This is a genomic window from Flavobacterium sp. ACAM 123 (genome assembly GCF_000264055.1).
Lineage (GTDB): Bacteria > Bacteroidota > Bacteroidia > Flavobacteriales > Flavobacteriaceae > Flavobacterium.
On sequence record NZ_AJXL01000001.1, the window covers coordinates 22903 to 35664 of the forward strand.

14 protein-coding genes are annotated in these 12762 nt (G+C 34.6%); 4 read left to right on the forward strand and 10 right to left on the reverse strand.

What is annotated here, in order from left to right:
- The first annotated feature begins 4 nt into the window (after positions 1-4).
- From A3SG_RS0100115 to A3SG_RS0100125, 3 genes are all read left to right on the forward strand, one after another.
- Positions 5-844 carry a phytoene/squalene synthase family protein gene (locus A3SG_RS0100115; RefSeq protein ID WP_016987973.1) on the forward strand — a complete coding sequence of 280 codons (840 nt, stop codon included), beginning with the start codon at positions 5-7 and terminating at the stop codon, positions 842-844.
- 657 nt (positions 845-1501) lie between these two features.
- Positions 1502-1963, forward strand: a complete 462-nt coding sequence (locus A3SG_RS0100120) for an SRPBCC family protein (RefSeq protein ID WP_016987974.1) — start codon at positions 1502-1504, stop codon at positions 1961-1963.
- Entirely contained in the window at positions 1963-3258 is a 1296-nt protein-coding gene (locus tag A3SG_RS0100125; RefSeq protein WP_016987975.1) for a cryptochrome/photolyase family protein, read from the forward strand. The genes A3SG_RS0100120 and A3SG_RS0100125 overlap by 1 nt, the downstream gene beginning before the upstream one ends.
- A gap of 134 nt (positions 3259-3392) precedes the next feature.
- Here A3SG_RS0100125 and A3SG_RS0100130 read toward each other — a convergent pair whose 3' ends face one another.
- The 6 genes from A3SG_RS0100130 to A3SG_RS0100155 form a co-directional block, all read right to left on the reverse strand.
- Positions 3393-4811: an SDR family oxidoreductase gene (locus tag A3SG_RS0100130; protein ID WP_016987976.1), complete on the reverse strand. Its 1419-nt coding sequence runs from the start codon at positions 4809-4811 to the stop codon at positions 3393-3395.
- Between the two features lie 23 nt (positions 4812-4834).
- Positions 4835-5449, reverse strand: coding sequence for a GTP cyclohydrolase I FolE (gene folE, locus A3SG_RS0100135; RefSeq protein WP_016987977.1), 615 nt, complete (start codon positions 5447-5449; stop codon positions 4835-4837).
- 37 nt (positions 5450-5486) lie between these two features.
- Complete coding sequence (locus A3SG_RS0100140; protein WP_016987978.1) at positions 5487-6170, reverse strand: SDR family NAD(P)-dependent oxidoreductase; 684 nt, start codon at positions 6168-6170, stop codon at positions 5487-5489.
- Between the two features lie 151 nt (positions 6171-6321).
- Complete coding sequence (locus tag A3SG_RS0100145) at positions 6322-6603, reverse strand: TIGR03643 family protein (protein ID WP_016987979.1); 282 nt, start codon at positions 6601-6603, stop codon at positions 6322-6324.
- A 2-nt stretch (positions 6604-6605) separates the two neighbouring features.
- Positions 6606-7904 (reverse strand): ABC1 kinase family protein, encoded by a 1299-nt coding sequence (locus tag A3SG_RS0100150; protein ID WP_016987980.1) that lies wholly within the window; start codon positions 7902-7904, stop codon positions 6606-6608.
- On the reverse strand, positions 7904-8563 hold the full coding sequence (locus tag A3SG_RS0100155; RefSeq protein WP_016987981.1) for a TetR family transcriptional regulator C-terminal domain-containing protein: 660 nt from the start codon (positions 8561-8563) through the stop codon (positions 7904-7906). Before A3SG_RS0100155 ends, A3SG_RS0100150 begins: the two co-directional genes overlap by 1 nt.
- A gap of 119 nt (positions 8564-8682) precedes the next feature.
- On the opposite strand from A3SG_RS0100155, the gene A3SG_RS0100160 reads away from it, so the two are divergent.
- Positions 8683-9597 (forward strand): TIGR01777 family oxidoreductase, encoded by a 915-nt coding sequence (locus A3SG_RS0100160; protein WP_016987982.1) that lies wholly within the window; start codon positions 8683-8685, stop codon positions 9595-9597.
- Between the two features lie 136 nt (positions 9598-9733).
- On the opposite strand, the gene A3SG_RS0100165 is transcribed toward A3SG_RS0100160, so the two are convergent.
- The 4 genes from A3SG_RS0100165 to rmuC all read right to left on the reverse strand — a co-directional run bounded on the left by A3SG_RS0100165 (position 9734) and on the right by rmuC (position 12714).
- Complete coding sequence (locus tag A3SG_RS0100165) at positions 9734-10270, reverse strand: YceI family protein (protein WP_016987983.1); 537 nt, start codon at positions 10268-10270, stop codon at positions 9734-9736.
- A 152-nt stretch (positions 10271-10422) separates the two neighbouring features.
- Positions 10423-10971 (reverse strand): acyl-CoA thioesterase, encoded by a 549-nt coding sequence (locus A3SG_RS0100170; protein WP_016987984.1) that lies wholly within the window; start codon positions 10969-10971, stop codon positions 10423-10425.
- 2 nt (positions 10972-10973) lie between these two features.
- The gene (locus A3SG_RS0100175; RefSeq protein ID WP_016987986.1) at positions 10974-11339 is read right to left on the reverse strand and encodes a hypothetical protein; all 366 of its coding nucleotides are present in this window, start codon (positions 11337-11339) and stop codon (positions 10974-10976) included.
- Positions 11340-11343: 4 nt separating this feature from the next.
- The gene (rmuC, locus tag A3SG_RS0100180) at positions 11344-12714 is read right to left on the reverse strand and encodes a DNA recombination protein RmuC (protein WP_016987987.1); all 1371 of its coding nucleotides are present in this window, start codon (positions 12712-12714) and stop codon (positions 11344-11346) included.
- Positions 12715-12762 lie beyond the last annotated feature (48 nt).

Sequence of the window (12762 nt, forward strand, 5' to 3'; positions counted from 1 at the left end):
AAATATGAAGCAATTATTTGACGATGTATCATTCAAGTGCAGTAAATTAGTCACAAAAAACTACAGTACTTCATTTTCATTGGCGGTATATATGCTTTCGCCAAGTATTAGAGATGCTATTTATAGTATCTATGGTTTTGTGCGGTTTGCTGATGAGATTGTTGACTCTTTTCATGGATTCGATAAAGAAGAGCTGATAAATGATTTCGAAAAAGAATATTATAAATCTTTCGAAGCAGGGATAAGTTTGAATCCAATACTGAATTCATTTCAGTGCACGGTGAAAGAGTACAATATTACAGATGATCTTATTCAGGCCTTCCTAAAAAGCATGAAGTTGGATTTAGTCAAATCAGATTATAGTAGTACTGAAGAGTATAATGAATATATCTATGGTTCAGCTGATGTAGTCGGTTTAATGTGTCTTAAAGTTTTTGTGGCAGGTAAAACACATAAGTATGAGCAACTGAAAGGTGAGGCGATGCGATTGGGTTCTGCTTTTCAAAAAGTAAATTTTCTTAGAGACCTAAAAGAGGACAATTTAGTACTGAACAGGAATTATTTCCCCGGAGTTGATCTGAATTCCTTTGACGAGGAGGCGAAGAATTCAATTATAAAAGAAATTGAAGAGGATTTTAGAGTTGCCTACGAAGGAATTGTAAAATTGCCTATTGAAGCAAAATTTGGAGTTTATACTGCTTATGTTTATTATAAAAAATTATTAAATAAACTAGAGGACACGCCTTACCATCAAATTGGAACTGAAAGGATACGGGTTTCTAATTATACGAAAGCGGCACTATTGGCACGCTCTTTTGTTTCTTACAAGATGAAACTAGTGTAAAGTAGAACAAGTGTTCGTAGCAGCTGACACGGATTAAATATAAATAGCAATTATCTGTTTTTTTAATTTTATTTGACGTTTTTCTATTTATAGAATGTGTTACTTGGTTAGCTAACAAGTATTTAATTCATGCTTTGATGTGGTATTTTCATGGAGACCATCATCAGCCTAAATATGGGAGTATCTTCAAACGAATTGATATATTTTTCGCAATTTTTGCTTTTTCGAGTGTTTTCTTTTCCTAAGTTGTAGCAGAGGTTGGTTTTAACTACCTGTTCTTTATAGAATTTGGAATTACTGTGTATGGCTTTTTTTACTTCATGATCTTTTAGTCACCAATGACCTAAATGGCTTAAGTCTATAAAAAACAGATACCGGATATGTGTGCGCACAGCCTACAAAGTAGAAGACAAAAAGATGGTTAAAGAGGGTACTGCGTTTTTTAGGATGCGATACGTTCCTTTCAAGTAGTACAACAAGAAGAAATACTTTTGTGTACCATTTATTAAATAATAAAACGTAAATGTTTTTTAATACAATTAAGTTTGATGCTGACGCTTTTATCATTCAACCATAAAGAATATTGAGATAATGGCAGATTGTTCAACTCTACTAATTCAATGATAACAAGTGTTATCAAATCTAAAATGACATCCAATGAAGATATATAAAAAAGAAACTGTTCAGTACGTAAATGCAACAGTAGAAGAATGCTGGAAATTTTTTTCCAGTCCACGTAATTTACAAAAAATCACTCCAGAAACGATGGGATTCCAAATAACGGATTTCGATAATAAACCTATGTACGCTGGACAAATAATTCAATACAAAGTGTCCCCACTTTTGGGTATAACAATACCTTGGATGACGGAAATCAGCTTTGTTAAAGAAAATAGTTATTTTGTCGACGAACAACGTTTTGGACCCTATGCGTTATGGCATCATAAACATTTTTTTGAAGCTACTGAAAACGGTACAAAAATGACTGATGTCGTGCATTATGCTTTGCCTTTGGGGTTTTTAGGGAGGATAATGAATACGTTAATGGTTGAAAGTAAATTAAATGAAATTTTTGCACACAGAGTTCTAAAGGTAGACGAAATTTTTAATTCAAAATAATGATAAAACAGAAAGTATCTATTTTTTGGTTTCGACGCGATTTACGGTTGGAAGATAATATCGGCTTATTTCATGCTTTGGAGTCCCAGTATCCTGTCATTCCCTTATTTATTTTTGACGAGGCTATTTTAGCTAGTTTACCAAGAAATGATGCCAGAGTTGGGTTTATTCATGAATCATTATCTAATATAAATGAACAGCTCAAGAAAATAGGAAGTTCGCTGTTGGTTAGAAAAGGAGAAACAGCTATTGTATTTGAAACGCTTTCTAAAGAATTTGATGTCAAAGAAGTGTTCTTTAATAAAGATTATGAGCAGTATGCTATTGCGCGAGATCATAAGATTTGTGAACTTTTGCAAGTGGAAAATATTATGTCTTTTTCCTTTAAAGATCAAGTTATTTTTGAAGAAAAAGAAATTACAAAAGCGGACGGATTACCTTATACTATTTATACTCCATTTAAAAATAAGTGGTTGGAGAAGTACAATACGATGGCGCCTGTAAGAGAGTACAAAGGTGCAGGTACTTCTGGTAATTATTATAATTCAACGTTTGTCTTTCCGTCTTTAGGTGAGATTGGGTTTGAGGATAGTAACATTAAGGTGCAGGCCTATGATTTAAAACAGATTCCTGAGTATGAAGCGATACGTGATTTTCCTGCTATAGATGGGACATCTCATCTGTCACCACATCTCCGTTTTGGCACAATAAGCGTTCGAAAGATGGTCAATTGGGCCGCTAAAACGAATGCTGTTTTTTTGAGTGAATTGATATGGCGCGAATTTTTTATGCAGATTCTTTTCAATTTTCCCAAGCAAGTAACACATAATTTCAAACCGGCTTACGATGGGATTCAGTGGTTGAATAACGAAGCCGATTTCAAGCGTTGGTGCTCTGGTACTACTGGTTATCCGATGGTGGATGCTGGAATGCGCGAGCTTAATAAAACTGGTTATATGCACAATAGAGTGCGTATGGTTGTAGCGAGTTTTCTATGTAAGCATTTATTGATAAACTGGCAGTGGGGTGAAGCTTATTTTGCCGAAAAACTACTGGATTACGAAATGGCTTCGAACGTCGGAAATTGGCAATGGGCAGCGGGAACCGGTTGTGACGCAGCTCCATATTTTAGGGTTTTTAATCCGATAATTCAATTAAAAAAGTTCGATGAAAAAGGAATTTATATTCGGAAATGGATTCCTGAATTTGAGCTAGGTTATGGCGAGCCTATGGTAGATCACGCTTTCGCCAGAGACAGGGCTATTGCGGCTTACAAAGAAGGTATCTTGAAGTAATTTTTGTTTATGTTTCTGAAACCTGGGTGATGTTAAAGAAAACCATTAGGGGGAGCAAAGTTGTATTTCCAGTTTTTTTAAGACAATAGGTTTCTTACTGTTGAGTAACCGTGGTCGATATTTTAATAATATAGTTATTTGATCAGTTTATTGAGCATCCCATTAAAAATAAATCCATGAAAAGGCAATACAGAGTACCAGTATAATTTTCCCCAAATTCCTCTGGGTTTGAAGGTGGCGGCTTGGTACAAGGTATTATTTATTATTTTGAATTCGAGCCATGCCTGTCCGGGTAGTTTCATTTCAGCGTAGAGGACTAGTTTTCCTTTTTCCTTATTAGCATATAAAACACGCCAAAAATCCAAAACGTCTCCGCTATGAATTTCGTGTCTGTTTGTGCGTCCTCTTCTAGAACCAACGCCCCCAAATAGTTTGTCGATAAATCCTCGAATTCCCCAAAGCCAATCCCCATAATACCATCCTGTTTCTCCACCCAAAGACCAAATTTTATTAATTGTATATTCTCGGTCAACTATTGCCTTTTTTCTTCTATCGATAAAGCAGTTCTTTTTAGGAACCGATAAGTATTCTGAAATGCTACCGCTAAATCTGCCGCTGATTAAAGAGTCTTTCCAACTAGAAGCTACTTTATCCTCATTTATTTTGATTAAAGCACGTGATAATGCCTTTTGATAGGACATAGGTTGCACATCTAATAAATCATTGATTCTAGTTTCCTTACATACAACTTCAACCCGCATACTGCTTACTAAAGCACAGGCTAGCTTATATGAAGTTGAGGTTATGAAATACAACCAATAAGATGATAATTTAGGAGTCATAACTGGTACGGTCCAAATCCACCTTTTTAAGTTTTTCGCTTCGGCATAACCAAGCAACATTTCTCTATAGGTAAGTATGTCAGGACCACCAATATCAAAGCTTTGATTATAGGTCAGTGAATTGAACAATGATCTTGATAATAATTCAAGCACATCAGGAATTGCAATGGGCTGACAACGGGTGTTGAGCCATCTTGGCGCAATCATAATTGGTAGTTTATTAACCAAGTCGCGGATTATTTCAAAGGATGCGCTTCCGGAGCCTACGATAATTCCAGCTCTAAGGGTCGTCGTGGGGAAGGTGCCAGTATTTAGAATAATTTCTACATTTTTTCTGGAAGCCAAATGCTTTGACAGAGAATCTTCATTAACGATACCGCTAAGGTATATGACTTGTTGTACACTAGTGTTGTTAATCCTTTGTACAAAATTATGCGCTGATTCGCTTTCTAATTTGTCAAATTTATCAGACGAGCTAGACATAGAGTGCATTAAATAATAGGCAGCGTCTATGTCATTAGGAACGTCTGATAAAGTTTCCTGTTTTAAAAAATCAACTTCAATTACGGTAATATTTTTTTCGAACTCTTGAGCAGTATAAAACCTGTTTTTATCTCTTGTGCAGCAAACTACATGATGGCCTTGTCCAATTAAAAGAGGTAAGAGCCGTTTTCCAATGTATCCTGTTGCACCTGTTAAGAGAATTTTCATAGCGTTCGTTTTGAAAGCTCAATTTAACTAAATTTATTGGAAATCAAGCTAATAAACTCTCTTCTTGTTTTATCCTCTTCAAATGCGCCTGTAAACGAAGATGTAGTAGTTACGGAATTTTGTTTTTGTATTCCTCTCATTTGCATACACATGTGTTGTGCTTCGATTACTACTGCTACACCTAAAGGATTTAATGCTTCTTGAATACAGTTTTTTATCTGGTCTGTTAAGCGCTCTTGTACTTGCATTCTTCTAGCAAATGCATCTACAATTCTTGGAATTTTGCTGAGCCCTACAATCTGGCCATTTGGAATATATGCAATATGCGCTTTACCGAAAAAAGGCAACATGTGATGCTCACACATGGAATAGACTTCAATATCTTTTACCACAATCATTTGTCTATGATCTTCTGTGAATAAAGCAGACTTTAAAATTTCTAGTGGGTCTAGTCCATATCCATGAGTTAAATACTGCATCGCTTTTGCAGCTCGGACAGGCGTGCTTAAAATCCCTTCACGATTTACGTCTTCACCTAAATTACGGATTATTGATGTGTAATTTTCAGCGATAAAGTCTGTAGTTTCATTATCATACAGCTCTACTTTTTCGTAACTTTTCGTTTCTTTAATTATCATAGTCTTGTTTTTTAGCCTTATCAGCGATTGATTTTAATTATATTTTAAAGCTGACAATTCCATAATCCATTTCAAAAATTTGACCTGAGATTGATTTTGCTTTTTCTGATGTAATAAAAGCAGCCATATCAGCTACTTCTTCTGGTTTTAAATAACTTTTCATAGGGTGACGCTCTACCATGTTTTCTTTCATGCGATCGTTTCTTAGAATATTTGCCGCTAGAGTCGTTTCAGTGATAGTAGGTGCGATTGCATTTACTCTTACAGTTGATGCCAACTCTGCTCCAAGAGATCTTACCAACCCCTCAACTCCCGCTTTGGCGGTGGCAATGCTTGCATGAAAAGGCATTCCTAACTTGACAGCTACTGTGCTAAATAAAAGGATTGATGGATGTGTTCCTTTTTTCAAAATTGGTAAGTACTTTTGAATCGTTTTAACCGCTCCAATAACGTTAATTTCAAAATCATTTCTAAAATCATCAATACTTAAACTTCCTATTGGTTTTAAATTAATAGAACCAGGACAGTAAATTAAGGTGTCGATGTTTTCTATTTGTGGTAGTTCATCCTTAAGAACATCTAATGAATAATGAGTTAAGTTAGCATGTGAAACCTCAGGTTCATTTCTGCTTATGTTGATTACGCGATTGTTTTCTAACTGCTGCAATAAAATTGCATTCCCAATACCTTTACTTCCGCCTACAATTAATATGTTTTTCATCTTGATTATATTTAATATTCTGTTTTGTAATCTTATTGTCTTACTAAAGAAATCGCTCAAATATTTCCTCATTATTATAAGAATCGAGTAATATTTTGTGAACCTTTATAATAATTATATTGGTAAAACTTTACCTTCTTTTATTTTGAAGCTACCGTTTAGAGATTTTATTATTATTGATTTGTCTTTGCATGGTACATTTAAACCGACCTTCTTTAAAACCTCGCAATTTCTCGTGTTTTGTTTTGCGTCCTTGAACTCTTTTACGCCACATTATAAAACTTTTTGGCTTCATTTCAATGCGCATTAAGTCGATTACTTCCTGCTCTTTTAGTCCAAATTGAAGTAAAATCGCATCAAATGTCGTTCTGTCTTCCCAAGCCATTTCTATCACTCGGTCTTTTTCTAAATCTGTTAAAGGCTGTTCTGTCATTGTTAATATCTTAAATAATCATTTACTTTTATCGTAGATTTTAAATCAAACATCAAATTATATAGGCCAAAGAATGTTCTATTGATATAAATAAAATGCTTAGAGCCACGATTTCCATTCATCTTTCTTAGGTTTGGGTCTTTGGCAAACCGTTCCCCTAATAGCGCAATATTTTCAAAAAATACCTCGTCTGAAAAGTCAAACGTTTTTGACTGAAAAGGCTTGGTAAATAAAGAAAGTAAATCATAAAATAAGGCAGTGAAGTACTTGATTTCTTCTTCAGTATCGTCTGGTCTAAGGATTTCCAGTTCAAATAATTTTTCTCTAAATAACGATGCGTTATCTATTACTTTCGGGTCGATTAATTCGAAATAAGGGACGTAAAATTCATTAGGTATTATTTTCATGCATCCAAAATCAAGTGCAATCAACTCGTTTTTCGCACTTACTAAAAAGTTACCAGGATGAGGGTCAGCATGTACTTTTCTTAGGATATGAATTTGGTACATATAAAAATCCCACAAGGCTTGACCGATTTTATTGGCAACAATAGGGTCTGAATTTTTAAACTGAGAAAGATGAACTCCTTCCATCCAATCCATTGTAATTATCTTCTCAGAAGAGTACTCAGGATAATATTCAGGCAAAAGTAGATTGTCTATTTTCTTACATGCAGCAGTAACTTCTTGGCTTTGTTTTAATTCCAACGTATAGTTGGTCTCCTCAATCAGCTTGTCTTCTACCTCTTTAAAATACTGATCAGATCCTTTTCCTTTAAGATTAAACATTCGGATAGCCATAGGTTTTACCAAAGACAAATCAGATGATATACTGTCAGATATTCCTGGATACTGAATTTTTACCGCCAGTTTTTTATTGTTTTTTACCGCCAAATGGACTTGACCTATACTTGCTGCATTGACAGAATTAGCATTAAACTCATCAAAAATTTCATAGGGTGTTTTCCCTAGATTTGTTTTAAAAGTTTTGAGTACTAGTGGGGCTGAAAGTGGTGGTACAGAAAATTGCGATAAAGAGAATTTCTCTACATAGGCTTGAGGCAAAAAACTTTTGTCCATACTCAACATTTGAGCAACTTTTAATGCACTTCCTTTTAACGTCTTTAAGCCGTCGTAGATGTCTTCAGCATTATCCTCGTCTAATTTGTCACGTGTTAGTCCTGAATCAACTATTTTACCGCTGTAATATTTAAGGTAATTAACGCCTACTTTTGCTCCCGTCTGAACCAATTTTGTGGCTCTTTCGATTTTTGACGTTGGTATGTAATCTAATGTTTTCATTATTTTTTTTGTATTTTTTCTTTGAAAATAAATTTCCCAAGATCAATTAAACTGTCTAAAGGGGCAGTATTCATGAGTTCAAAACTCAGGTTTACTGATTTTTCGATATAGATGTCTGTTTTTTCAAATTTTGGTGAAACATCATCTACCCAAAATTTGAGTGTTAACAACAATTGAATCCATGAACTTTCCTGAATTGACTTTGTTTGAAATTCCTGAAACTGCTCTTGCTTTGTTCTGAAATCGTCTGTTATAATATCTGAAACATATGTTTTAAAACTTTCCTTAAGACCTGAAAGCTGTAATAGATTTTTTAGGTTGCTGTCGTACTTTTTTAAACTGAGTGTGACATAACTCCTATTTGCCGTTAGCAATTCAAAGAACGTAAAGTAGAAACTTAACATCTTTGTCTTCATATCGTAGGTTGCGTAATCGCTATCTTTATTAAGTAATTCAATCGTCTTTTCTAAAAATATTTTAAATATCTCTTTTTCTAAACTTTCGATAGTACCGAAAAAGTCATAAAATTCGGATTCTGTGAAGCCATTCAATTTCGCGAAAAGATATACTGATTTGGGTTTTTCGCCGTTTTCTAAAACACAGTCCATATAAAAAGAAACGATTGCATCTTTAGTTATTATAGTTTTCTTAGTCGCCATTTTGAATTATTTAAATTAGAGTATAAAGGTAGTGAATGTTTAACTAAATAACAATTAAGTTAAACAAAATTTATTTTGTATCTTTGATGTGATTGAAGCAACCTAATAAATAAATTGCTATGAAAAAGAATGTATTGCTAACGGGGGGTACAGGTTTTGTTGGAAAAGAACTCACAAAGCTTTTGATAAATAGCGGATATACCGTATCTATACTCAGTAGGACAAAGAGAGAAAATACTGTCAGTACTTTTTATTACATGTGGGATATACACAAGCAAATAATAGAAAAGGAAGCGGTCTTAAATGCTGATTACATAATCCATTTAGCAGGAGCAAATATTGCCGAAAAGCCATGGACTGATAAGCGAAAAGAGGAAGTGATTAATAGTCGGGAACAGTCTGCGCAGCTCATTTATTCCGTGTTAAAACAGAACAATAAAAAATTAGAAGCCTTCATCTCTGCCTCTGCGATTGGGATTTATGGAGCAGTTAACGGAGAGGAAATTTGCAACGAAAATACCGCCTTTGGAGATGATTTCTTAGGTCTTACGTGTATAAAATGGGAAGCCGCTGCAGATCAATTTGAAAAGTTGGGCATCCGTACAGTAAAAGTACGTACTGGTTTAGTATTGGGTGAAAATGATGGTTTTCTAAATAAATTAATGCCTATTTTTAAATTAAGACTCGGTTCTGCAGTGGGCTCTGGAAAACAATACATGCCATGGATCCATGTGGAGGATTTGTGTGCAATCTATCTTGAAGCTATTGTAAACCCAAAGATGAAAGGTCCTTATAGTGCCGCGATAAATGACAATACAACCAATGCTGTATTCTCTGATACATTGGCTAGAGTATATGGATACAAAATTTGTCTTCCCAATGTTCCAGCATTTTTAATTAAAATGATATTAGGTGAGATGTCTAAAATAGTGTTGACGGGAAGAAGGGTTTCGTCCGATAAATTGGAGGAACTGGGATTTCATTTTAAGTACTTTAATTTAGAAAAAACACTTCGTTATTGTTTGTCGAAATAGTTGACACATAGAGGTGGTCGTTTTACCTTAGATAGTACTAAAATGGATTAGTTTAAAAACTAAGTAACTACAATCTACTTGTTTTAAATGTAGTTTTTGCGTCACATACAATTACGGTTTCATCTTAGTAAAAACATCATAAAACAACTTTTACGGTAACCTTTACGTTTGTGGCTATTTTACTTCTGACAATATAAGGGATTGCGATATTATACTCATCAGGTTTTAAGGTAAAATTGGAAATCAATTGTATTCCATTGGCTACTTTTTTAATTTTTGCAGGTACGCTGATATTTTTTGATTTTCCGTGTATGCTCATTTTTCCCTTGATATAATATTCTTTTGCAACGGGCGTAATATTTTTTAAATCGAACTTTTCAATTAAACCTTTGAAGGTTGCTTTAGGGTATTTTTTACTTTCCATATAATTTTCATTGAAATGCTCCTTCATTAAAGCTCTTTCAAAATGAAAATCATTTATGTTTGCAACAAATGATATTGTTCCCCTTTTCGTATTCAAAATACAATTTACTTGCTCATTTGTGGCTTTTATCGGCTCAAAGAATGGCACTGACGCTTCAAAAATAATGATGCCTTGGTAAGCGGTCATTTTTTCTTGTGCGTCGAGTACAAAAGTACTTAATAATAAAAATAGGAGTACTGTTTTTTTCATTTTACCATCTAAATCATACTATTTAAAGTTACGAATATTGATTCAATTATCTAGTAAGAAATAGCTCCAAAAACCCCATGATAAGAACTTAAAAACGAGTCTTTAGGTCATGGTTATGGGTTTTAAATGGTTTTGTCTTATAAGTAGTAAAATTATCCTAATTCCACCAGCACATTGTACTTTCCTAAGCTAGCCAATGTTTCTTTCGAGGTATAATCAAAAACTTCTTCATGACGGTCTTTTTCTTTTTTTAAGGAAATCTGTTTTAAGCAATTGATGAACCGGCGTACTTCTTCTAAATTAGAAAGAATAAGACCCGGGACTTTCTCATTTTTGCCGTCTTTATCTTTTGAAACCATCGTAAAGTAGGAAGAGTTGCAATGTTTTACCGCTCCTGTTTGAATATTCTCAGATATCACGCGGATGCCTATAATCATTGAACTGTTTCCTACATAATTCACACTCGCTTTCATCGTTACTAGTTCTCCTACTTCGATCGGTTTGAGGAAGTCTACTGTGTCCACGGAAGCTGTTACACAATAATTTCCAGAAAACTTTGAAGCGCAGGCAAAGGCAATCTGATCGAGCAAGGAAAGGATATAGCCACCGTGGATCTTTCCGCTAAAATTCGTATGCGAGGGCAACATTAATTCTGAAATGGTAATATTAGACGAGCCAACTGTTTTGTATGTGGTATTCATATTTAATTTGATTTGAAGGGAGATTCTTCTTCTTTTACTGCTGTTACAAAATATTTAGTATCTCCCCACCATGGGAATGTTTTATAGCGTTCTATATAAGATAATTTTACGTACTGTCCTTCCATGTTTTTTAGATTAAAAATTACTTGTTTGTCTTTGTCCAATACAGAAAACGAAAAAATTTGTGAACCTGACATGCCTTGGCTTATTTCTCCTTCCCAGGTTTTGAAAGCGACGCCCTTATGACTAAACTTGATTAGTTGTCCAGATCGAACACCTTCACTATAGGTGGCATAATAGACAAACGTAAAATAGCTAATTATGGACAGTATAAGCACTGCCGCAAGAATTCCTAAAAATTTTTTCATCGTTTTAGTTTAATAGTTGATTTTGATCTTTTTCAGCTCTTGATAAGATTTTTTCAGGTAGGGACTTTTTCGCTTTTGCTCCCATCTTTTTTAGTTTTTCCACACTTATAATGAGGTTGCCTTTTCCGTCGACGAGTTTACTCATAGCGCCGCTATATTCTGTTTTAGTTTCGTCGATTTTCTTTCCAATTTTTATTAAGTCAGCCACGAAGCCTTCAAATTTATCATATAGGGCACCGGCTTGTCTGGCAATTTCAAAGGCGTTTTCCTGTTGTTTTTGATTTGCCCACATGCTGTCAATTGTTCTTAGGGTAGCCAATAGGGTAGCAGGCGTTACAATTACAATGTTTTTTTCGAATGCCTTGTTGTATAAAGCATTGTCCTCATTCAGTGCCATGGCAAATGCGGGCTCGATAGGGATAAAAAGCAACACGAAATCTGGACTTTCTATCTGGTATAAATCCTGATAGTTTTTATTTCCCAGTTGATCTACATGACGTTTGATTGAGTTGACGTGCTCTTTTAAGTGACCGATTTTTAAATCTTCGTCCTCTTCGTTGATGTGCCTTTCATAAGCAGTCAAGGAAACTTTTGAATCGACAATCATCTTCTTGCCGTCAGGTAGGTTGATCACCACATCAGGGAAAACGCGATTTCCTTCCGCGGTGGTAAAGCTTTGTTGTACCTCATACTCGCGTCCTTTTTCCAGACCTGATTTTTCTAGTACTCTTTCCAGTACTAACTCTCCCCAATTTCCCTGCATCTTGCTGTCCCCTTTTAATGCCTTGGTCAAGTTGATAGTTTCCTTACTCATTTGGATATTCATTTCGCGTAAGCCTAAAATCTGTTGGCGCAAAGCCGCGTGGTAATCGATACTTTCTTTATGGGTATCTTCGATTTTTTTTCGTAATAAATGAATTTTGTCTTGCAAAGGAGATAGAATGTTTTTCATGTTTTCCTTATTCTGCTCCGTGAATTTATTCGATTTCTCGTCTAATATTTTATTAGCAAGATTCTCAAATTCTTTCGTGAATTTTTCCTGTAGTTTTTCTACTTCGTTTTTTTGCTCTTTGTTGCGTTCCCACAGATTCTCAAAATCAACTTCTTTTTTAGACAGTTGGATTGCGAGGCTGTCTTTTTCGTTACGTATGGTTTCTTTCTCAAAGCTATTTTTATCGAATTGTTTTTCAAACGCTGTTCTGTCATTTATGAATTGTTCTTTTAATTGGTTGAATTGCGAGTTTGAAGCAATTAGCTTCTCTTCTAAACTAATTTTTTCAGATTTAAAACGGGCTGAGAATACTAGTTTGCCAACGAAAACACCAAGGCCTAAAGCACTAATAAATAACAATATGAACGAAAACATAGTTGGCATAAAATGGTTTTTTTATTTTAAAAGTAAAAGTAAACAATATTATATCTT